Source organism: Rhodococcus sp. KRD197 (assembly GCF_017168235.1).
Taxonomy (GTDB): domain Bacteria; phylum Actinomycetota; class Actinomycetes; order Mycobacteriales; family Mycobacteriaceae; genus Rhodococcoides.
Window position 1 is genome coordinate 227,560 of record NZ_JABFAO010000009.1, and the last position, 21,705, is coordinate 249,264.

Annotated in this window: 21 protein-coding genes; 8 read left to right on the forward strand and 13 right to left on the reverse strand. The window is 62.6% G+C overall.

The annotated features are described in order from the left end of the window. Positions 1-13: 13 nt before the first annotated feature. The 7 genes from J1M86_RS14660 to J1M86_RS14690 form a co-directional block, all read right to left on the reverse strand. On the reverse strand, positions 14-1,117 hold the full coding sequence (locus J1M86_RS14660; RefSeq protein WP_206510429.1) for an MlaD family protein: 1,104 nt from the start codon (positions 1,115-1,117) through the stop codon (positions 14-16). Continuing rightward, entirely contained in the window at positions 1,117-2,127 is a 1,011-nt protein-coding gene (locus tag J1M86_RS14665) for an MlaD family protein (protein WP_307786645.1), read from the reverse strand. Before J1M86_RS14665 ends, J1M86_RS14660 begins: the two co-directional genes overlap by 1 nt. After that, positions 2,115-3,125, reverse strand: a complete 1,011-nt coding sequence (locus tag J1M86_RS14670; RefSeq protein WP_241260090.1) for an MlaD family protein — start codon at positions 3,123-3,125, stop codon at positions 2,115-2,117. The genes J1M86_RS14665 and J1M86_RS14670 overlap by 13 nt, the downstream gene beginning before the upstream one ends. Continuing rightward, positions 3,122-4,177, reverse strand: a complete 1,056-nt coding sequence (locus J1M86_RS14675) for an MlaD family protein (protein WP_075839883.1) — start codon at positions 4,175-4,177, stop codon at positions 3,122-3,124. Before J1M86_RS14675 ends, J1M86_RS14670 begins: the two co-directional genes overlap by 4 nt. Positions 4,178-4,182: 5 nt before the next feature. After that, positions 4,183-5,046 (reverse strand): ABC transporter permease, encoded by an 864-nt coding sequence (locus J1M86_RS14680; RefSeq protein WP_206510431.1) that lies wholly within the window; start codon positions 5,044-5,046, stop codon positions 4,183-4,185. Beyond that, a complete protein-coding gene (locus J1M86_RS14685) occupies positions 5,046-5,903 on the reverse strand; it encodes an ABC transporter permease (protein ID WP_075839884.1) in 858 nt (285 codons plus the stop codon). Before J1M86_RS14685 ends, J1M86_RS14680 begins: the two co-directional genes overlap by 1 nt. Before the next feature lie 64 nt (positions 5,904-5,967). Beyond that, positions 5,968-7,260 carry an oxygenase MpaB family protein gene (locus J1M86_RS14690; RefSeq protein WP_083667872.1) on the reverse strand — a complete coding sequence of 431 codons (1,293 nt, stop codon included), beginning with the start codon at positions 7,258-7,260 and terminating at the stop codon, positions 5,968-5,970. A gap of 209 nt (positions 7,261-7,469) precedes the next feature. Between J1M86_RS14690 and J1M86_RS14695 the strand changes: the two genes are divergently transcribed. From J1M86_RS14695 to J1M86_RS14705, 3 genes are all read left to right on the forward strand, one after another. After that, the gene (locus J1M86_RS14695; RefSeq protein WP_206510432.1) at positions 7,470-8,114 is read left to right on the forward strand and encodes a TetR/AcrR family transcriptional regulator; all 645 of its coding nucleotides are present in this window, start codon (positions 7,470-7,472) and stop codon (positions 8,112-8,114) included. 160 nt (positions 8,115-8,274) lie between these two features. Further along, entirely contained in the window at positions 8,275-8,574 is a 300-nt protein-coding gene (locus tag J1M86_RS14700; RefSeq protein ID WP_206510434.1) for a hypothetical protein, read from the forward strand. Then, the gene (locus J1M86_RS14705; RefSeq protein WP_206510435.1) at positions 8,561-9,346 is read left to right on the forward strand and encodes a hypothetical protein; all 786 of its coding nucleotides are present in this window, start codon (positions 8,561-8,563) and stop codon (positions 9,344-9,346) included. The genes J1M86_RS14700 and J1M86_RS14705 overlap by 14 nt, the downstream gene beginning before the upstream one ends. A gap of 17 nt (positions 9,347-9,363) precedes the next feature. On the opposite strand, the gene J1M86_RS14710 is transcribed toward J1M86_RS14705, so the two are convergent. Continuing rightward, a complete protein-coding gene (locus J1M86_RS14710; protein WP_206510437.1) occupies positions 9,364-10,989 on the reverse strand; it encodes a long-chain fatty acid--CoA ligase in 1,626 nt (541 codons plus the stop codon). Positions 10,990-11,122: 133 nt separating this feature from the next. Between J1M86_RS14710 and J1M86_RS14715 the strand changes: the two genes are divergently transcribed. Beyond that, on the forward strand, positions 11,123-11,764 hold the full coding sequence (locus J1M86_RS14715) for a vancomycin high temperature exclusion protein (RefSeq protein ID WP_206510471.1): 642 nt from the start codon (positions 11,123-11,125) through the stop codon (positions 11,762-11,764). 195 nt (positions 11,765-11,959) lie between these two features. Next, positions 11,960-13,273: a plasmid pRiA4b ORF-3 family protein gene (locus J1M86_RS14720; RefSeq protein ID WP_206510438.1), complete on the forward strand. Its 1,314-nt coding sequence runs from the start codon at positions 11,960-11,962 to the stop codon at positions 13,271-13,273. Here the strand turns inward: J1M86_RS14720 and J1M86_RS14725 are convergent. The 3 genes from J1M86_RS14725 to J1M86_RS14735 are packed head-to-tail and all read right to left on the reverse strand — an operon-like array spanning position 13,261 to position 16,711. Then, on the reverse strand, positions 13,261-14,070 hold the full coding sequence (locus tag J1M86_RS14725; RefSeq protein WP_206510440.1) for an acyl-CoA thioesterase II: 810 nt from the start codon (positions 14,068-14,070) through the stop codon (positions 13,261-13,263). The genes J1M86_RS14720 and J1M86_RS14725 overlap by 13 nt on opposite strands. Before the next feature lie 59 nt (positions 14,071-14,129). After that, entirely contained in the window at positions 14,130-15,515 is a 1,386-nt protein-coding gene (locus J1M86_RS14730) for a PQQ-binding-like beta-propeller repeat protein (RefSeq protein WP_075839893.1), read from the reverse strand. Next, entirely contained in the window at positions 15,512-16,711 is a 1,200-nt protein-coding gene (locus J1M86_RS14735) for a hypothetical protein (protein WP_075839894.1), read from the reverse strand. Before J1M86_RS14735 ends, J1M86_RS14730 begins: the two co-directional genes overlap by 4 nt. A 201-nt stretch (positions 16,712-16,912) precedes the next feature. On the opposite strand from J1M86_RS14735, the gene J1M86_RS14740 reads away from it, so the two are divergent. After that, positions 16,913-18,505: an ABC-F family ATP-binding cassette domain-containing protein gene (locus tag J1M86_RS14740; RefSeq protein ID WP_241260091.1), complete on the forward strand. Its 1,593-nt coding sequence runs from the start codon at positions 16,913-16,915 to the stop codon at positions 18,503-18,505. Positions 18,506-18,576: 71 nt separating this feature from the next. On the opposite strand, the gene J1M86_RS14745 is transcribed toward J1M86_RS14740, so the two are convergent. Next, on the reverse strand, positions 18,577-19,827 hold the full coding sequence (locus J1M86_RS14745; RefSeq protein ID WP_206510441.1) for a TetR/AcrR family transcriptional regulator: 1,251 nt from the start codon (positions 19,825-19,827) through the stop codon (positions 18,577-18,579). Between the two features lie 206 nt (positions 19,828-20,033). Here J1M86_RS14745 and J1M86_RS14750 point away from each other — a divergent pair, with 206 nt between their 5' ends. Together J1M86_RS14750 and J1M86_RS14755 are read left to right on the forward strand one after the other, a co-directional pair. Next, complete coding sequence (locus J1M86_RS14750) at positions 20,034-20,315, forward strand: LuxR C-terminal-related transcriptional regulator (RefSeq protein ID WP_075839896.1); 282 nt, start codon at positions 20,034-20,036, stop codon at positions 20,313-20,315. A 94-nt stretch (positions 20,316-20,409) separates the two neighbouring features. Beyond that, positions 20,410-20,739, forward strand: coding sequence for a hypothetical protein (locus J1M86_RS14755; protein ID WP_139318202.1), 330 nt, complete (start codon positions 20,410-20,412; stop codon positions 20,737-20,739). 19 nt (positions 20,740-20,758) lie between these two features. Here J1M86_RS14755 and J1M86_RS14760 read toward each other — a convergent pair whose 3' ends face one another. Next, on the reverse strand, positions 20,759-21,622 hold the full coding sequence (locus tag J1M86_RS14760; RefSeq protein ID WP_206510442.1) for a phytanoyl-CoA dioxygenase family protein: 864 nt from the start codon (positions 21,620-21,622) through the stop codon (positions 20,759-20,761). Positions 21,623-21,705: the final 83 nt, after the last annotated feature.

Below are 21,705 nucleotides of genomic sequence, written 5' to 3' on the forward strand. Positions count from 1 at the left end.
AATCTCGCTCGCATCATCGGGCACCGACCACGTCGAACAACAACCGCTCGAGCGGTATATCGACCAACCCGCCAGACTCGTCCGGGCATCCACGACGAGCGAGAGTATCGAGTGCGGCACACACCTGTGCGGCGTTCTGCTCGGGTATCGCGACACGCGGCGGTGCGTATGTGAGTGAAACCCTATGAGTTTCCGGGTCGAGAGAGCTGGTGAAGGCGCTGGATATCGCCGGAAGCATTGCGACGATATCGGACAGATCGGCGACGCCGGCGGTGATCAGCCGCGGCAGGTCTTGATGTGCGTCGAGACTGTTGAGCAGTGGCGTGCCGAACATCCTCGTAAGGTCGTTGGCAGCAGGAAGGACATCGTGGAGCGCGTCCATGATCTCGACTATCGGTGGGATCGCCAGTCTGGTGGCCGCTTCGAATTCCTCGGTCAGCCGGGTCACCATCAACCTGACGTCGCCCCATCCGTTCCTGGCGCTGTGCGCCAGTTCTGCAAGGGTGTCGATCAGGTCGCCGATATCGGCTATGGCGGCGTCAGGTGAGTCGAGCGCAGCTCCGAGTTGGTGGACGATTCGATTGATCTGCTCGGATGTACCCGATGTCGAGTTATTCAGTGCTGCAATGCCGTCGGCGATCTGGTTGTCGCTTTCTGGATCGCCTTGGCCGTTCAATTCGTCGGCCAACTGCGCCAGAGCAGTGAACGTTTGCGTCAGGCTTTTGGGGGTGACCGTCTTGTCGATGCAATTCGACGAGTCCCATCCTGAACCGGCAGGTTCGTTGCCGATCACTGCAAGCCTGCGATCGGCAATGAGCGAGTCCGCGACGGTGGTTGCGCCAACATCTGTCGGCAGTTTACGGTCCGCTGGAATATCGAAGTCGACGCGGGACGACGCACCTTGGGGTGCAATCGACGTCACCGAACCGATGTTGACGCCCATGATCGACACCGCGCTACCCTCGAACAAGCCGATGCTGTCCGGCATCAGCGCGCAGTAGCCGCGCATGTCCGGGGTCGGATCGAACACTTTGAGTCCGACTACCACGGCAGCAACCACCGTCACGATCGTTGCTGCGGTAAGGAACCTCCGGGACCGAAACAGGTTGTCGATCATCAGCATGTCCTTCCCGGAACTGGAACACACGGAGCTGCGGGAACAACGACGACCCCTCCGTCTGCAATCAGCGGGTTCAATCGCTGCTGCAACGAGTGCACGGCGTCGAGTATCGCGCCGAGCTTCTTCCCGAGCTCGTCGAGCTCGGGAATCGCGTCTGCCAGTAACTGTGCCTGGGGCTTCAACGTCGATTGCCACGCCCGCCCGACCGGGGCGAGTGCGTGCAGGGTATCGGCCACGAGGCGCAGTGCCACGCTCACCTCGGCCTTGTTGTCCTGGATGAGTGTCTCGAGCAGGTTCAGCTTGTCGATCAGATGCGCGACGACGTCCAGGTTCTGGTTGAGCGCGGACGTGTACTCGTTGGCCAAGTCCAGCGTTCGCGATACATCGTCGTTCTGCTGTTCGATGATGCTTGTGATTTTGTCCAGCGCAGTGAGCAGTGCACGGGGCGACTGCGGGTTCTCGCTCAACTTCGACGCCACCGAGTCCAGGCTGATTCGCACTGTGTCGCCCTCCAACTCATCCATCGGCCGCACGGCATCCTGAAAGAGCTGAGGGAGGTTGTACGGCAGGATCACGCGATCTCGGGGAATCGTTGCGTGAGCGAGCGGCTTGGTCCCCGCCGGCAGTACCGCCAGGTAATGACCACCGACGATGGTGAGCATCCGCACCTCGAGTGAGGTTGCGTCGCCGATGAACACACCGTCTTTCACCGTGAAACTCATCTCGACGTGGTCTGGCCGCAAGGTGATGGATTCGACCTTGCCGACCGTGATGCCGGCGACCCGGACATCGTCATCGGCGCGCACCGATCCGGCGTCGGCGAGTTCTGCTGTGTATGTCGTTTCACCTGTTCGCACCACCGACACGACTCCCACTGCTGCCAGCAGAACCACCACCGCGACAATGCCCATCATCCCCAACCGAACGTCGGAGCGGCGGCGGCCGGCCTCGGACCGACTACTCGCGTGTCGTGAGAACCGCCACCTCGACATCTTCACTGGTTGCACAGGGCGATCCTTTGTTCCTGGAGCAGGATCTCCAGCGCCTTAGGGGCCTGCACAGCACCATTCGAGCATTCGGTGCTCACGTCTGCTCCCGGAGCGGGTACCGCTGCTGCCAGACCCTGAATCAACCCGGGCAACCGGCCGAGGGTATCGGCAGCAGCTGCCGAATCCGGAATGGCGGTGCGTAGCACATTGTCGAGGTTTGCATTCGGGTCGCCGGTGAGTCCGACGGTGTTCAGCATGCTCTGCAGCGGATAAAGGACGGGGCGAATGGTCAACGCGAAGTCGATGAGTCCGCCGATGCGGTCCGCGAGGGTCCCGAATACTGCAGTCATCTGGGTGAGCAAACGCATGGCATTGCCGGACTTGCCGCCGAGGTGATCGACCACCTGGCCGAGGTTGTGCACCAGAGTCGAGACGACGGCTTGCCTGTCGGTGACGTAGTGGTCGGTGAGGTCTTGGATACCTGCCAACGCCGAACCGACCCGGGTGTCGTCTCCTTCGACGACCGCCAGTAGATTTCCGGTCAGTTGATTGAGGTCATCCGGGGTCAGCGTTGCCAGCACTGGTTGCAGCCCGTTGAACAGGGTTGTGATGTCGAACGCCGGAACGGTGTTGTCCGTGGTGATCGTCTCGCCGGGATGTTGCTCGTGGGCGGGATCGGTAGGTTGCTGTACATCGAGGTAGCGCAGGCCGGTGAGGTTCTGGTACCTGATTGCCAGTGTGCTGTTCGTGAAGATCGGCCGGTCGCCTTCTGCGGTGAACGTGACGAGCGCCAACGTGCCGTCGAGTTCGAGTCCGGACACTTTCCCAACTCTGACGCCGTACATCCGAACGTCGTCGCCGGCTTTGAGCCCGTTCGCGTCGGTGAACAGCGCAGAGTACTGATCGGTGTGTCCTCTGACCGGCCGGTCGATCAACTGGAACACCAAGGCCAGCAACATGATCATCACGGCGGTGAAGATGCCCAACCGTGTCATGAGCTTGGGGACGGTCATCATCGCGCACCATCGGTTCCTGCAGGCAGGGCGCCCTGCAACGGACCAGAGAGCGCGGGGATCCCGCGCAGGTCGACCGAGAAATCGACGACGGGGCCGTGCGGCGTGTCATGGAACTTGCTGTCCAGTTGAGTCAGCAGCACACCGAGGTCGCGGCCTGTACTCTGCGGCGACGGAACGGTGGATGCGATTACGTCCAGGATCGGGGCGATTTGGTCGGTGAGCCCGTTGAAGTGAGGCTGGGCAGTAGTCAGGACCGGGACAAGGGCCGGAATCAGATCGTCCTTGAGCATCGAGCTCGTGGCGTCGAACTTCGTCCGGTTGTCTGCCGACTTCATGTACTCGGAATCGTAGGCCGTGTACAGCATTTGGATGCCGCCGTCTACTGTCCACGGCAGCCCGCCCAGCGCAGATCCATACTCGCGGAGCAGGAATGGTGCGGGATGATGCTGCGTGTCGGCCACTACTCGTATCATGTCGATGATCGCTTGGAACAGAGGAGTGAAAGCAGTCGCGCCGATGTCGATTCTGCGCAACACTTCCGTGAGTTGCGGTGTCAGCACCCCGGTTGTGAACTCGCCGAGTGAACTGAGCACGGTGGAGATTGTGGCGTCGTCGACACGGTCCCGTGCATTGCCGGTGAGATCGATGACCGAACCGTCGACGACCATTTCTCCGCCGCTCGCCGGGTGCAATTGGATTTCGCTGACGCCGAAAAGGTTGCCTGGGGCGAAGTCGACGCTCAGAGTGTCGGTGAGACCGAGGATCTGGGATTGGTCCAACTCTAGCTCGATGCTTTGCCAACCACCATCGGCGACACCGGTCGAAGCGACGGCCCCGACCTTGACTCCGTCGAGACGTACATCGCTTCCACTGTCGATGCCGGTTCCGATGTGGTCCGTGAGCAACTCGACGGTGAGCCGGTTCGGATCTGTCCCGGTTGGGGCGAGCCGCCAGCCGACGGCGAGAACGACGACAACCGTCAGGGCGACGATGCCGGTGGCCCGCGCACCGCGGAGGCCGACGGCGACGCCTGGTAATCCGTAAGTTGGCATTGCACCTATCCGGAGAAGACGACGGGGGAGGTGAGACCCCACAGAGTGATGGTGAGAATCATGTCGAGGGTGATGATCGCGACCAGGCTGGCACGGATTGCGCGTCCCGATGCCATACCGACCCCTTCGGGCCCGCCAGTGGCGAAATAGCCTTGGTAGCAATGGATGATGATGACCGCAATCGCAAACACAGTCACTTTGACAACTGCCGCGATGACGTCCCAGCTCACGACGAACTGGGTGAAGTAGTGGTCGTAGACGCCGCTGGGTGCGCCGTGAACCGAGACGACAACCGCAGCGCAAGCGACATAGCTGACGATCAGCGCAATGAGGAATGTCGGCACGATCGCCACGACCCCGGCGATGACTCGGGTGGTGACCACGAACGGCACCGACCGCACGCCCAGCGATTCGATGGCGTCGATCTCCTCCGAGATCCGCATCGACCCGATCTCGGCTGTCATCCGGCAGCCTGCCTGGGCAGCGAAGCCCACACCCGCAGCGATCGGGGCGAGTTCGCGGGTATTGGCGAATGCCGAGATGACGCCACTGAGCTGACCGAGCGAAACCAAGTTCAATGCGCTGTAGGCCTCGATACCGATCGACGCGCCCACCGCAGCACCCATCACAACCATCACTACTGCCGTGCCGCCGCCGACGAGAACCGAGCCGCGCCCCCACGTCATGTCTGTCACCTGCAGCATCGTTTGGGAGCGATACTTTCTCAGCGTCAACGGGATAGACGAGAGCACCTGCCACGCGAACGCCAACACGAAGCCCGCATTGTCGATCGGTGACATCGGACGAACCTTGCGGCGTAGCCATGCCAAGGGCCGGAGCAGTGGCGGACTATAGGTAGATGCTGCCATCACGCCAGCCGTACCGGGAAGAACATGGTGACCACCTGCGTGACCGCGGTGTTGATCACAGCGATCGATACGACGGACAAGATGACGGCAGCGTTCACGCCGTCGGCGACACCGCGCGGCCCACCCTTGGCCTCCAACCCGCGCTGACACGCCACGATGACGACGAGGAACCCGAAGAGGAGCGATTTTCCGAGCGAGACCCACACATCTATCGATGTGGTGAACGCGCCGAACGACTCCCAGTAGCTTCCCGGTGTGACATCGAGAGCCGCGATGGCGACGACGTAGCCGGCAACGATGCCGACTGTGATGATCAAAATGTTCAGCAGGGGTGCGACGATCAGCATCGCGGCAATTCTCGGAACGACGAGCCGCTGTACCGGGTTTATGCCCATCACGCGCATCGCGTCGACCTCGTCGCGGATCGTCCGTGCACCGAGGTCGGCTGCGATGGCTGCGGCACCGGCACCGCCGAGCAGGAGCCCGGTTGCCATCGGTGCCCCCTGCTTGATCACCCCGAGTCCGCCGGCCGCGCCGATCAGCGAGTTCGCGCCCAACTCGTGCACCAAGTTGCCGACTTGAACCGAGACGATCACCCCGAACGGCACCGCCATCAGTATTCCCGGAATCGCGGTGACAGTGATGAAAAACCATGCTTGAGACAGGGTTTCGCGCCATTGGAAGCGCATCCGCACCAAGTCTTCGAGCCCGACCATGGTCGCCTCTGCACCCATTCGCATGGTCCGACCGAAAGTTCCGACGCTCGACGTAACACGGTTCGAACGGTTGCGGTCCAGCGCTTTTCCCTCGGAACGACGAGCGGGCGCGGCCTGCGACACGAGTGATTCGATGACCATCTCCGTTCTCATCGGTCAAGTGAATGGACCTGCAGCGCAGCCTATCTGCACAAACGCCGAGTGTTCAGCGAATTGGGCACCCAACCGGTGTCGACGGCGTGGCGTCATGGTGGTCGTACGGCGTAGTCAGAATTCCCTTGCGTTTGGCGGCAGCTCGGGACGTCAGGACATTGATGCGCCAGAAGCGGTCACCCCTGCGGGCACGCCGACGGAGGCGTGCGTCCTCGAACGGCAGAGTATCGGCAACTCTGTTCAACCAGACATTGAACGTGGCTATTGCACCGATCAACTGCACCCACCGACTGATCGAGATGTCGTGCGCCGGCGTGGTCGCGATGAGGGCGCGCACTGCGGGTTCACCACCGAAGTAGGCCATCAAGCCGAGCAGTGGCCCAGCTATCAGGCTGCCCTTTCGCGTCAGTTGACCGTTCTGGTCGGACAGGTTGGCCGCGGCCGCCTCGGACATCTCTGCGGTCGCCTCGGTTGGGCCACCGGTATATGGCAGGTAGTGGTTGAGTACCTCGACAGCGTCGTTCGCGGTGGTCGGAATGACGTCCTCGCTGACGCCGAATACGTATGTGATGTGTGCCCAGTAGATCCACGCGTCGTCCAGATCGGACTGTGAGTATTTGCGGCCGTGTCCTTGATCGACGAGCATCGGCAGGAGGCCGAACGAGATCGCGCCCATCAGCATCGCGGTGCAGGAGATCGGGCAGCCGTCACGCTCGAAACTTTCTGGCTTCCAGGATCTTCGGAGTCCAGCTCGGACCTGAGAATGCATCAAGCGGACTTTCACGGTGTCTTTGAAGATCGGCGAGTACCGATCCATGGCGCTCGCACGAGTGACATTCCAGAACCAGGTGTAGCTCTCGAACATTCGCCTCTGATAGTCGTTGATGAACCGGCGTGTTGTACCTGTTGCGGTCGATACGTCATTGCCGACGAAGGTCGCAAGCGCGTCCATCACTGCCATACCCGTCTTGCCTGCGAACGACGCGCTGATCCACAGTCGGCGCCCACGTTCCCACCGCTCCGGATCGTGCCACGCGGGTGGGTTGTCGAGGCTGGCGAACAGTCGCTCGAGCTCCGGCGGCGGATCTGCCACTGCACCGATTCCGTTGTCCAACGCTCGTTCGAGCATCCGCCGGCCTTCGGACATTCCGATGCGGCGAAATGCGCGCACCACGTCGTCCATCAGTTCGTCGCCCTGCCATTGATGATCGGCCACCAGGTCGATCAACGGTGACGGCGACGAAAGACGGGTTTGCGCGACCTTCGGCTCGACGAAGCGGCGGCGCGATGCGTCCCACAGTTCATGACTCTCGGTCGACCGCTCCGGCCACGGCCTCAGCGGCATGCCGGGCCGGTAGTAGTAATCGGATGGGTGGCGCGCGCCGACTGGGTCTCGGGCCGGCTTCGATGTCGACGTTGAAATGGCTTCGTCTCCCTCGTTCGTCCATGGTCGGCCGGTAGTGTGACCGAGATCATGTCCAAGGCTATTGCTGAATTATGCTCACCTTCAACTCGGTTATTGACATCGGTCGCACAAGCTGATGGTCTGGGACTATGCCCAGTTCAGCACGCTACAAGCCCGTCCAGCAACGCTCCCAAGCCACGATCGAGAAGATTCTGGACACAGCAGCTCGGCTTTTGGTCCGCAACGGTTACATCGGTCTGACGACAAATCGGATCGCCTCCGAGGCAGGAATCGGGATAGGCACGGTCTACCGATACTTTGCAGACAAGAACGAACTGCTTATCGCGCTCCGCGACCGCACCAGCGCGGAGATGACCAAAGAACTCACCGGGGTAGTGACTTCTTCGTTGTCGTTCGAGCCGACGGTTGCAGTTCGTCAGCTCTTCGCGCTTCTCGTCGAAGCAGTCGAACGCAATGAGGCCATCATCAATGCGCTTGCGAACGAAGTGCCGATGGGCTTGCAGGGCAACATACTTCCCGAGGTCGAGGGTCAGTTGATGCGCCTCGGCCAGCACTTCCTGGCGTATCACCGCCCCGATCTGTCGGACACCGAAGTGTCGGAACTGTCGTACATCGGCGTCACGGTGGGTTTCGCTGCGGCCATGCGAATCGGCGTGAAACGCGAGCCCCACATGGACCGGCAGCGCCTGATCGACTGTGCGGGTGACGCATTGACTGCCTGGATAGATACGCAGCGTGGGCCCATCCCCGCGCCTCAGGTGGAGGGTTCGTGACCGGGGTGTTTGCCGGGGTGGCGCGAGTCTGATCGAGCCTGCGGAACCGGACTTGGTCGGAGGATGACAGGACACGCCGCATTCTTGGCGCGCGAGTCCGCCCGGTATCTGGATCTAGCGCGGTCTGCCCCGCCCGGAACGCCGGCCTCACAGATCTACCGTGACTTCGACTGGGCGCGAACAACGGCGCAAGACGCAGAAGACTTGCTCGATACCGCGAAGAAAGTCGAATCGAACGCCGGGCGAATCGAACGCCGGGCGAATCGCAGGACGACTGAACGGTGGTCTCGCGGTAGCTGGGATTGCCTACGACATCTACAACGGCAAGCCGGTAGACAGGGCAATTGTGTCGGGTGGCCTGGGGTTCGGTGCGTCGGTCCTGGCTGGGGCGGCCGCGGTAGCCGATACGGGTGCGGCGATTGGCGAACTGGCGACGGGGGTGTGGGATGCGATCTTCTGACCTGTGGCGTATCGGCAGTCCCACTTATGAGCTGTCCAAGAGGGGCTTGATCTTCCTCACCGTAGTTGCCGGCACGATGGTGTTTCTTTCCATTTTCGTTTTGGTTGGAGCCCTCATGCTCGGCAACTGGGCGTTCGTCGCATCCGTGTGCGGCTTCGCCGGGATGTGGATCACAGCGTGCATGTTCAGGTGGAGTTTTCTGCCGTCGACCACGGTAGGGGAGTCCGTACGCCGCTACGTCGACCGGTCTACTGTGCGTCAGAACAAGTCGACCCTGGTTCTACTGTGCACCGCGGTCGTGTCGGTCGTCATCATGGCTACAGGGTTTGCGGTCGCCGTGGGCGGCTACGTCTACCACGCTCTCGGGGTAGGGACACTGTTCGTAGTCGGCTTCTTGTTCCCGGTGGCAACAGGCGCAACACGAAATGGATGGGTCTCGCTGAGCCACGAGGGTATCCGTTTCCGCGGGTGGTCCTGCGAGGCAGAGGTGCCATGGAGTGGCGTCGTCGCAGTCTCGTTGCCTCCGGCGAACGATCCAAAGGTCTTCATCAGCGTCAACACCGACATGCTCCACCGGCGCAACACGACCAATTTCGTGTGGCAGCTCGAATCGTTGAACACCGCACCCACAATCGAACTCGACTGCCGGCGCTTCGATGTCCACCCGATGGTCCTGGCGCAGTGGATACGGTTCTACATCGACTATCCGGCGGCCAGGGTCGAACTCGGCACCGAGGCCGCCGCGGAACGATTGGTGAACATCCGCCCGTGAAGCCGGCAGTTCAGCCCTCACACCAGCTCGATGACGTTCAGCCCTCCGTCGGCGTGTGAGCTGCGCAGACGCTTCTTGTCGTACTTCCCGACGCTGGTCTTGGGAACCTCGTCGATGAAGGTCCAACGCTCGGGGAGCTGCCAGTGGGCGACGCGTCCGACCAGGAACTCGCGTAGTTCATCCGCCGATACCTCGGCGCCGTCCTTTGCCACGACGGCGACCAGGGGTCGCTCGTCCCACTTCTGATCCGGCACACCGATGACAGCGGCTTCGCGTACATCAGGGTGCGCCATCACGTGGTTCTCCAGTTCGACCGAGGAGATCCACTCGCCACCGGACTTGATGATGTCCTTGGACCTGTCGGTGAGCTTCAGGTATCCGCCGGGGGAGATGGTGCCGACGTCACCGGTCCGCAGCCAACCGTCGTCGAACTTGTCCGATGCGTCGTCGCGGTAGTAACTTCCGGTGATCCAGGGACCACGTACCTCGAGTTCGCCGACGTGCTCGCCGTCCCACGGCAGTTCCTTACCTGCATCGTCGACGATTCGGGCGCGCACTGCGGCGACGAATCGTCCCTGCGTGCAACGGAGGTCGAACTCGTCCTCGGGGGAGAGTCCGGCGTCGGGACGCCCCGAGGTGCCCAGCGGGGATGTCTCGGTCATCCCCCACGCCTGGGTGATGTGCACGCCGTACTCCTCGTGGAAGGCGAGCATCAGACTCGGTGGGCATGCGCTCCCGCCGACGACCACGTCGCGCAGGCACGACAAGTCGACTGGATGCTCGGCGAGATGTGTGTGCAGTGCCTGCCAGATGGTCGGAACCGCAGCCGCAGCCGTCGGGCGCAGCGTCTCGATCATTTTCGCCAGAGGTGCCGGCTGTAAGTATTTGTCCGGCATGATGATCGACGCGCCGACCATCAGGGCCGCGTACGGCAGACCCCATGACATCGCATGAAACATCGGCACGATGGCGAGGACCTTGTCGGACTGGGCGATGGCCATGGCGTCCGTCATGCACGCCTGCATCGAGTGTAGCCAGATGGAGCGGTGCGAGTACACGACGCCCTTCGGGTCGCCCGTCGTACCGGAGGTGTAACACATTGCTGCAGCGGATGTTTCGTCGAGCTCGGGCCAGTCGAACTCCTCGGGGTTGCCCGCCAGGAGGCCCTCGTAACCCAGAACCTGGATGCCGTCCGGCGCCTGCACATCCAACGGATCGGCGCCGACGACGATCAGGTGCCGGACGGTCGTCATCGTCGGTAGCAGCGGCGTGAGGAGGGGGAGCAGGCTCGCGTCGGCGATGATCACGCGGTCCTCGGCGTGCTCGGCGATATAGGTCAACTGCTCCGGAAACAGGCGGATGTTGAGTGTGTGCAGTACAGCGCCCATCGCGGGCACCGCCATGTACGCCTCCATGTGCGCCGAGTTGTTCCACATGAACGTCGCGACGCGCTGATCGTCGTCGATTCCGATGGATCGGAGCCCGTGTGCGAGTTGGGCGGCCCGCTTGCCCAGTTCACCGAAGGTCACCGTCGTCGGGCCGTTGTCGCCCCAGGTGATGATCTCGGCCGACGAATGAATGGACGTCCCGAACCGAACGAGCTGGCCGATCGACATCGGGGTGTCTTGCATGGTGCTTTTCATGTGTGTGCCACTCCTCGGGTCCGATCATTGCATGTGCCGTGCATCACATTAGCCACACTACGGAATTCTGTTTCACAGAACACTCACAGAGCACTCACAATGCGTCCCCGTAGGGTTCCCGCTCGTGAGAAGTGTGGGAGGAAAGCTTGTACGTCTCGTCGGTGCCGGTGTTGCGCTCGTGCTGGCCGTCGTGCTCGGCTCGGCCGGCTGGGTGGCGTACGAATCGTACGGACGGGTCCATGAGGTCGCCGACGCACCGGAAGCTCCGGTCGTGCTCGTCCTGGGATCGCAGGTTCGCGACGGCAAGCCGATGAAGTACCTGACCGGACGGCTCGACGCAGCAGTCGACCTGGTCGAATCAGGGCGGGCGCAGGCCATTTTGGTGTCCGGTGACGCGAACGGGGCATCCGGCAACGAAATTGCCGCCATGACTGACTATCTCGTCGACGCGGGCATCGACAGCAGCATCATCGTCGGAGACGATTATGGACTCGACACCTACGATTCCTGCGTTCGAGCAGCCGAAACATTCGGCGTCACCGATGCACTGGTGGTCAGTCAAGGGTTGCACGTCTCGCGTGCGGTCGCCCTGTGCCGGGACGCGGGCATCGACGCCCACGGAGTCGACGCCGAGTGCGACTGTAACCCGATGGCTCTGGCGCGCAACTTCGGACGCGAATGGCTCGCCCGGCCCAAGGTGGTTCTGGACCTCATGTCCGGACGACCGCCTGCCGTCCAGACACCGCCCGACGACGCGCTCATCGCCGTCGGCTGAGCAATTGTCGGACAGAATCACTTGGCTCCTGGGTGACCGAATGCGCCCGGCTCCTGGGTGACCGAATGCGCCATTCGCACACTCTGAGTGACCGGGTGCGCCATTCGCTGCGGCGAAAGTGACCGAAGGTGACATTCGCTCCGGTTCGAGCCTGGCTCTGCACGGGCCGGCTATGTCGCATTTATGATCGTGGCAATGACTGACGACGGTGTATCCCTGACGATCAAGATCACGCTCGACGACGTGACGCCGCAGGTCTGGCGGCTCGTCGAAGTGCCGTCGGACATGTTGTTGCCCGAGCTCCACGACGTCATTCAGGACGTCATGGGCTGGGAGAATCGGCATCTCCATATGTTCTTCGCCGGTGAGCAGTCATTTGGTGACGGACAGCGATATGAGATGCGTTTCTCACTCGATGAAGACGACGACGGCACCGGACTGTGTGAGGACGACTTTCGCGTCGGGGATTTGCTCAGCGAGGTTGGGGACAGCCTCGGCTACGAGTACGACTTCGGGGACAGTTGGGGCCACCGACTGATTGTCGACGGGGTTGGGCAGGGCGCTACCTCCGCAACCTGCCTGGGTGGCGAGGGGGCTTGCCCACCCGAGGATTGTGGCGGGGCGCACGGCTACGGTGAGGTACGCGCGGCCATGGCCGATGTGAATCACCCTGAGCATCTGGATATCGTCGGATGGCTCGGCGACCGCGACCTCGACCGGTTCTCTGTGGCCGAGGCGAACGAGAGGATCGACGCCAGGCGAGCGCTGACTCGACTGGAGTTCACGGTACGAGACCGCGCTCCTATGCTCGCGGCGTTGTTCGAGCGGGCACCGCTGAACTATCACGTCCAGCTAGGAAAAATGCTTGCCCGCGTAGATTTCGACAACGCCGATATCGACCCCGTTGTCGCTTCGGTGGCTATGGAGAAACTGATGTGGTTTCTCGCTCGCATCGGCGAGGACGGAGTGAAGCTCACGGCTGCCGGTTACCTGCCGCCGAAAGAGGTGGCCGCGATCAGGAATGAGCTCGAATGGGCTCGCGAGTGGATGGGGAACTCGAACCGCGAGGTCGACCAGCAACCCGTTCACTGGCTTCGTCACGCCGTCAAGCAACTCGGTCTGGTTAAGGTGCTGAAGGGACGACTGCTTCTGACGCGCGATGGAAAGAAGCTCGTCGACGATCCCGTCGGTTTGTGGAGACGGGCGGCGTCGAGAATGCCAACAGGCGCTCAGGACTATGAGCTCGACGCCGGGCTTCTCTTGCTCGCGTCCGTGGCTGCGGGGGGCGATCAGAGTGATCGGAATCCGATGATGCTCGAGTCCATGCAGCTGATCGGATGGAACGTGCCTCCGCGCGAAGCCAGGTCGCCGCAGTACCTGGCTCGCCCGACCCTGGACTTCCTCGTGCTCATCGGGGCGATCCCGTCGTCGATAGGCCGAGAAGGACACGGCCCCGAGTGGGGCCGCGTGTTCGCCACGCAGTGTCTCCTCCCTGATCAGTCCTTGTAGTACACCACCTGGTGGCTGGTGGCCAGGAGTGATTCGTCGCTGCCCCAAAGCTCGGCCGACTGGTCGAAGTAGCCCCGGTTGAAGCGACGCGAGTGAGCGTGAGCGAGCACGTAGGAGTCGGCCTGCTTCGCGAGGTCCTCGGAGGTGGCGAAATAGTGGATGGTCAGCGAAATGGTGCCTGCGGGAACGTATTTGCCGCGGCGCTGAAAGATGCGTGGGTAGAAGATGTCGCACATCGATGTGAGGGATGCGAAATCGAGTGCTCGTGACGGAAAGTCGCGCACCCACAGTAAAATGGTGGAGTCGGCGGACTCCTCCTCGTTCAATGCTCCAGCAGTGAAACGCATCTCGTAGTTGCGGGCCCAGGCGATGAAGTCCGGGAATCCGCCGGCCTTGACCTCGGACGGAGCAGGGACCGAAGGTGGTGAGGCCTCCGCGTCGTTCCAGGTCTCGCGACGCGTTCCGAATACCGCGGTGGCGGTAGTCGCGACCACACCGTCCTGGCTGAGTTCGAGATACCAGTGCTGGTTGCTGCGATTGGTGCGCACCGCGCGCGTGGAGATTTCGAACTCACCCTCGGTGACCGGGCCGGCGAAGTTGATCGTCAGCGACACCGGATCGCCCAGATGGTCCGGGTGCCGCTCGATCGCCCGCAAGAACGTCGCCGCCGTGAGCCCGCCGAACGGGCCGACCATGTTGTTGTACGGGGCCGAGGTGCGGCCCAGGTAGAGGCCCGGGCTCAAGGTCTCGAGCTCGAGCGCGTCGTCGAAGGGGTGTCGCGCTGTGGTGTCGGTCATTGCTCTCCCGGGCTGATCGGCGGTTCTATGCTGTGCGTCATAGTAGCCGGAACGGCGATTCAGCCCGGCAAGGGATCGAGCCGCGCCAGCGCCGACCCCGTTTGCAGGAAGTAGGTACCGTCACCGCCGTCGACGTAGGTATCCATCGAGGTCGACTCCTCGGCCAGCATGTTCGAGAACTCGGCGGACCACAGTTGCGTGCCGGTTCGGACGTCGACAGCAGAGAGCTCGCCGTTTTTGGATATGAGTACAGCGTCACCGTCGCGAGCGAGGATCGAGCCGATTCTGTCTTCGGAGGTCCACAGTTGCTCGCCCGAGTGAAGGTCGATGCCAACTGTCTGCTGCTCGCACGACGCGATGCCGATATGGTCGACCACCGCGGTCAACGTACCGACGGTTCGAGCCTCGTTCCATTCGTCCGCCGGCCGATCGAAGACGAGCAACTCGCTGCTCCACAGTTCTTCGCCGGTGGCGCGGTCGAAAGCAGTGTCGCCGAGAACAACAGGCACCGACGCGTCTGCGGGTTCGTCGACGGCGAGGTAGTGCTCGGCGGGGCCTTCGTACGTGGCCAGAACTTCACCGTCGCCCGAATAGGCAGTTGTCCCCGTGACATCGGAAGAGCTTCCATCGCAGTCGAAGTTGGTTGCAACGGCAAGGTCGCCGGCAGTTCTGTACTGCGCGATCACGCAGTCGTCGAGGACGTCGGTCGACCACAGCCCTGTTCCGGTCTGTGCGTCGAATGTGGTGAAACTTCCGGTGAGATCCAAATGCCCGGTTTCCGGGCCGACTTTCAGCTGGTCGGCGTACTGCTCCTCCCAGCTTCCCCGCACGTCGAGCGGGACGCTCCAGTCGGCGTCGTAATCCTCGAGCGTTCCGCGGTGCAGCCGCACATCGGCGTCTTCGAGACTGCCTTCGGCCAGGTAGAGACTGCCGTTCGCCACGGTGGTCGCAAAGAGATAGGGGTCGGTGTCGAAGTGCCGAGAGGTGCCCGTCTCGAGGTCGAACGTCGTCAATCCCGGTCTCTCGCCGAACGACGGTACCTGGCAGACGAGCTGGCCGTCCAGAGGTTCCTCCGCGCAAGCAGCAAGGTCGACGGCCGGCGCCCTCCAACGCACGCCGCCGGTGTCCGCGTCGATCGCCAGCATCACTGCGTTGGACGTCGTCAGGTCATCGGGGACAACTGCCAGCGTCAGGAGTAGTTCGTCGATGCGTATGGAGTTGGCGCCCCACGAGAACATCGAACCGGTGCGCGGATCGGCAAATACGGCGCCGTCGAGACCGCTCGCGGACACGTCTACCGACCACGCCAGACCTGGGGCGGCAGCGGAGGCGTCGGTGATGCGTTTGATCGTCGTCGTCCGGTCTTTTGTCAGTACGACAGCCGCCCCTGACACGGTCACGACCGCGACAACGGCGGCCACCGCCAGTTGTGTACCTGGTTTCATGGAATGTCCAACCCGGGTGTCATTGCGATCCGTTCGAGGTTGGCCGGATCCCAAGAGTCATCCGTCGTGACCGTGATTCCCAGCCCCGACGGGGTCGGAACCGAAATGGTTGTGCCACCGCCATACGGACCGCTGACGGGCACGGGCGCATCCGGATCGGGGGCATCGGGTTTCGGAGCGCCTCCAACCGATACGGTCAACGCGCCTGCGGCGCTGTTCACCACTTGACACAAGCCGTCACCCCACGAGCTCGTGCGCAACGCGCCGAGTGGCGGAGACGGAGCCAGCCCACCCGTAGCAGCCTGCTGCAGAGCGCGATTGAGCGTCTCGATGTCGTCGGGTGAGAGTTTTCTCGTCGTGTCCGTCCCGTATGGAGTGCATTCCATCGAGTTCCCCGGCGTCCCGGGAGGGGGAGCGGTGGATGTATCGAGCCCTGGGTAGGTGACGATGCGGACGAGCTCGTCGACGGACAGGGGCACCGCATCCGCGTCGCCTATCGCGGAGGTGTAGGCCGACACTTGCGATCCGTCGGTCAGATAGGCGATGGCGCTGCGGGTCGAGGTGCGTTCGCCGTTGACTTCCTGCCACGTGGTGTGGATGTCGACGACCGTCCCATCGGACTGGGTGCGGCGTTCGTCGAGAGTCCCTGCGAGGCAGGGTGGTATCTCCTCCGAGAACTGCGCGACGCCGACGCTCAGGTATCCCGACCCGTCGTCCAGGCCGATCGTTCCGTAGGCGTTGGTCGAGTCGATCGTGAAATCGGCATCCTCGTACACGGGAATCGGATCGAAGTACGGAATGCGGCCGTCCTCGAATTCGAGATCGGATGGCAGCGAAGCGAGCAGAGCTTTCGACATCAGGTGGGCCTTGGGGCCGCTGAACCACGGGGCAATGGGGTTGTCGTACGACGCGAGGCCGTCACTCATGTAGCTGGAGTACACCGGTTCGGCGGGTTCCTCGACGGAATCGCAACCTGGAATCTCGGTCGGGTAGGCCACCTCGGGCGTGACGAGGATGTACTCCTCCTCTTGCGGTGGAGGCGGCAGGGGTGTGGTCGTGGTGGGCTGCACCGTCAATTCGGGTTCTTCGGGTGTGGCCGTGAGACCGGCGAAAATGATGCCGGTGGCCACTATCGATACGATGACCAGTGCCGTCATCACCGCATCGTGTCGAGGTGGCGTTTCGTTCTCGACCATGATCCTCTCTCGCGTCGACCGCACCGGCGGCCGTCGCCGGGTCGTCCATTCATACCATTCGTTCTGTTAGTGAGCAGAGGCGCTCCACGCATGTGCACGGAAATACATAGCGGGCTATGTATTTCCGCGCACATGTGGCGGAGCCGCCGTCACCGCTAGAGTGAGCGGGCCCCGCCCCTCATTCCCAGGAGTTGTTTTTCGTTGAGTTGGATTCGCCTGAACGACGTCGCCAAGGGATATGACCAGAAGGTGATGTTGCGCGAGGTGTTCTTCAAACTCGCCGACGGTGATCGAATCGGGCTCATCGGCCGCAACGGCACCGGTAAGACGACTTTGCTGCAACTACTGCTGGGTCGTGAAGCACCGGACTCCGGCACCGTCGACGTCACCGAGGGTGCGCGCATCGGTTATTTCTCACAGTTCTCCGAACTCGATGGCGATCGCAGCATCTCCGCCGAGCTGGAGTCGCTGTTCACGCAGGTCCATGCCATCGAGGCTGAGCTGGCCGAGGTCGAAGCGGCCCTCGGCGGCGATCTCGACGAGAAGCAGATGTACAAACTCGTCGATCGACAAGCCGAGCTGCTCGACGCCATGGAGAACAGCGGCGGATGGACCTACCAGCAGCGCATCGACACCGTGCTCTCGATGCTGGGGTTCAACTCCGACCGCCGCGAGCTGCCGGTGAGCCGGTTGTCCGGCGGTTGGCGCAACCGTGCGGCGCTCGCCAAGATTCTCATCGAAGCGCCCGACGTGCTGCTGCTCGACGAGCCGACCAACTTCCTCGACGTCGCAGGTATCGCCTGGCTCGAGCGGTGGTTGCGCGACTTCCGTGGCGCCCTCCTTGTCGTCTCGCACGACCGGGCCTTTCTCGAGCAGGTCGTCACCAGCATCGTCGAGATCGAGAATCACCACCTGCAGACCTACGACGGCAGCTACTCCGATTACGTTCAGCAGAAACAGTTTCGACTCAAGAACCTCGAACGCGAGTTCAGCAACGAGCAGCAACTGCTGGCGTACGAGCAGGAAGCGATCAGCGACCGAAAAGAAGCGGTCAAGAACCCCACCGGGGTGTTGAAGCGCCGCCTCGCCAACATCAAGAAGAGCAAGAACCCGAGGCCGGTCGATACCGTCGTGACGGCTATCTACAGCGGATTGCATGTGCACGACAATCTGGCCGAGATAGCTGGGATCTCGAAAAGCTATGGCGAGCAGCAACTTTTCGACAACCTGTCGTTCAGCATCCACCGCGGGGACCGCATCGCCATCACCGGCCCCAACGGGTGCGGCAAGACCACGTTGGTCGACATCCTCACCGAGTCCGAGAAGCCCGACAGTGGCAAAATCAAATGGAAGACGAAGGCCCCGTCGTTCATCTACTACAACCAGGTGCTCGCCGATCTGGACCTCGACGACACCGTCACCCACTCGGTGAACGCGATGCCCGACAGTCTCGCCCTGACGGCGACGAAGAAGGAAGTCAACCGGTTCCTGACGCTGCTGCAGTTCTCCGAAATGGACCTCAAGACTCGCATCGGCGTGCTGTCCGGCGGCCAGAAGGCGCGCGTCGCACTTGCGCAATGCCTACTGTTCGGGGCCGGTGTCATCGTGCTCGACGAGCCGACCAACCACCTCGACCTGCAGAGCACTCAGGTGCTCGAGCGCGCCCTGATGGCGTTTCCCGGCGCGGTGATCATTGTCAGTCACGACCGGTTCTTCGTCGAGAAGGTCGCGTTCCGGCAGTTGTCCTTCGACGGCCACGGCAGTGTAAAGGAAATCGCCGGGGTGCAGATGTAGGCAGCTTCGCCGCATGTGCGCGGAAATACATAGTGGGACACGTATTTCCGCGCACATGCGCGAAGCGCCTTTCAGCCTTTGGTCCCGAGACCACGCAGTAGCAGGTTGCCGATGAATGCGGCGTTGTCCTCGGGGCTGACCGAGCGTCTGGTGAAGCACCGCATCAGCAACGTATTTGTGATCCCCGCGGCGAGGTCCACGGGCGTTCCGATGAGCGCCAACGTCCCGGCGTCCTGGCCCTGTTGGATCACCGGTCCGATGATCGCTGGGATGTTCAGCTTTTCTTTGATCGACAGCAGTCCCTCTGGTTCGCCGTAGGTATCGTGCGCGACCGCGACGAGGAGGGCATCCATGAACGCGATCTCGTCGGCCGCAAGCTGCGCGCACCGGAGCAGAAAGTTGTCGATGATCGACACTTCGTCCAGTCCGAGCAAGATGTCGTCCGCGACGCTTTCGCGCAGCGCATCGACACGTGACTGCAGGGCCGCGACCAGAATGTGCGGCTTCGTCGGGAACAGTCTTTTCATGGCGCCTCGTGGTACGCCGGCGTTGTCGGCGATGTCGTCCATCCTGGTCATGAAATAGCCGCGTTTGCCGAGTTCGGTGCGAGCTGCCGCGATGATGGCCGCGCGAGGGTCGCGCGGTACTTCGCGCGGCACGGCGAAGGTCTCGATGGGGCCGACCATGTCGTCGAGGTGCTGGTGCATCCCGGTGGTATCGACTACCGCGCCGAGCAGCGCGAGCAGCGAATCGGAAACGAGATCTTCTGTCACCGAGGCGGGATCGAACGCACTACGGGCGCGAAACCCGTCGAGCAGAGCGTTGACCGCGACGGCAAACGTGCGCGCTGCGAACGGTCGGCGCAGCGCTGCGTTGGATCGTTCGAACACCGCTTCGTATGCCGCGAGAACCAGTTGGTCGCGTCTGTCGTAGCCGGACTTCACAGCGTGCGCGTTGCCGAAGACACGGGCCAGAAACTCCGTCGATGTCGCGGCGTCGTCGGTCAGCGCGGGGAACCACTTCTCGACCAGCGCGATCACGGTCGGACGGAGGGCGTGGGCATTGATCGTGATCTCGGAGCCGACGGCCTGCATGATCTCGTCGGGGGAGTGCCACCGCGACGCGGTGAGCTCGGTGACCACGGCGTCGACGAACTCGCTCTTCGTCGAGAACTTTCTGAAGAACGTCGCCTGTGACGCCCCCGACTCGTTGACGATCTCCTCGCTGCGAAGTCCGCGTTCGAGAACCTGCCGGGGATTGTCGATCAACGATCGAATCCCGGCGTCGATGAATTGACCGGTCGCCGCATCTCGCTTGGTCACTGTGCCCCCCGTCGAAGCCCCCTACGAACCGCCACTGTAGCGGCAGGGTAGGACAGCTCGCAGCACACGAAGAGAGTCTTTGCTATCGCTCGAGTGCGCTGACGCTCAGTCCTTGGAGTGACCCCGCGACGCACTTGCACTTGCATGGTCATTGCTCCAGCACGCACGTCCGCTCAGGCCGTGACGCCTCGACAGCAAGGATTCACATGAGTATCGCCACCAGCATGTCCGACGGGTCGGATCATCGACGGCCCCGGCGCACGGATCCCGGACTGAGTGCGCGTGAAGTCGAGGTGTTGATCGCGTGGATCACCAGAGACTCGAAGTCCGCGGTGTCGCGGGCATTGTTCATCGCGCCAGGAACGGTGAACACCCACCTCAGCCGCATTCGCACCAAGTACCACCACGCTGGACGAACCGCCCCCACCAAGGCGGCGCTGTTGGCTCGTGCAGTCCAGGACGGGCTGATCGGACTCGACGAACTATGACTGGGCCGTGATAGGCGTGTGTGATGCTCGCGGCGTGCAGGCCGATCCGCGGTGGTCGAGGTTCCGGGCGATCGGTATACCTGAAAGTGACGCAGTGTGCGACGCCGTCATCGGCCGCTGCGAGAGCCCGGTCGACATCGACCGTGCAGTATTGCGCCAGGCCGTCACGGACGCTGCCTGGGCACGATTGGCGGAGTTGACCGAAGGCCGCGTCGACGTCACCGCGCACAGCTTGTCTCAGGTGCGCACCGCCCCGAACTTCGACCACCGAATGCTGGCCGCGTATCTCACCACCCATGGCGCGGTGGGATTGGCGCTGGCCGACAAGCTTCGCTCCTACCTGGTGTACGCAGTTCCACAGCAGTTCGCCGATCGGGTGAGCAACGGCGAGTTCCGATGCCCTGATTCGGACATCGCAGACTGACGTCCGTTCTCGGGGCCCGTCAGCGCGCAGCCAGATACTCGGGGCGCGGTTCGCTCCCAGAGAACGGCTCCTGGAGACGATTGTCGATGCTGTTGAACACGACGAAGATGTTCGCCCGCGGAACAGGCGAGATGTTTCCCGCCGACGCATGCAGGACGTTGCAGTCGAACATCGTCATCGAGCCCGCTTGACCGGTCAGGACGTCGATGCCGCACTCGTCGACGATTGCGGTGATGTCGCGCTCGGTGGGGACGCCGAAGTCGGGTCGGGTCGAAGCCAACGATTCCTCGTAGAACGCCTCGGGTGTCGCGCCCACGCATTGGACGAATCGCCGATGGGACCCGGGACTGATCATCAACGGCCCGTTGTAGATCTCGTTGTGCGTGAGTGAAATCGACGCACTCACCGCCCGCGGCAGAGGCATCCCGTCCTCTGCGTGCCACGTCTCGAAATCCGAGTGCCAGTAGAACGCGCCACCCTGAAAACCCGGCTTGTAGTTCAACCGGCTCTGGTGAACGTACACATCGCTGCCCAGTATTTCCTGTGCGTGTCGCCGAGCACCGGACAGTTCGACGGCGGCACTCACCACAGGGCTGAGCTGGCGGATGTCGAAGATGCTGCGTACTGCGGCGGAGCCTTGCTCGCGCACGATGCGCGGATCGTGCGCGAGCGATTCATCGCTTTCGATTCGGGCGATCTCACGCAGGCAGGCGGCGACGTCTGCGGGACTCAAGGCATTGTCGAATTGTGCATATCCGGCCTCGGCGTAGCCGATCAGTTCCGGGTTGTTCACCTCGGACCAGACGACAGGGTCGACGCGGTCGACGATCGTTGGATCGTGGGCCACACGGGTTGCGTATCGGTCGTCCACTGCGACGGTCACGCTGAAACACTCCTCATTCTCGTCAGGGCTGCGTCGTCCACTCCTAACACACAGGAGGGGCCGAGCGACACCCCGTCGAGTAT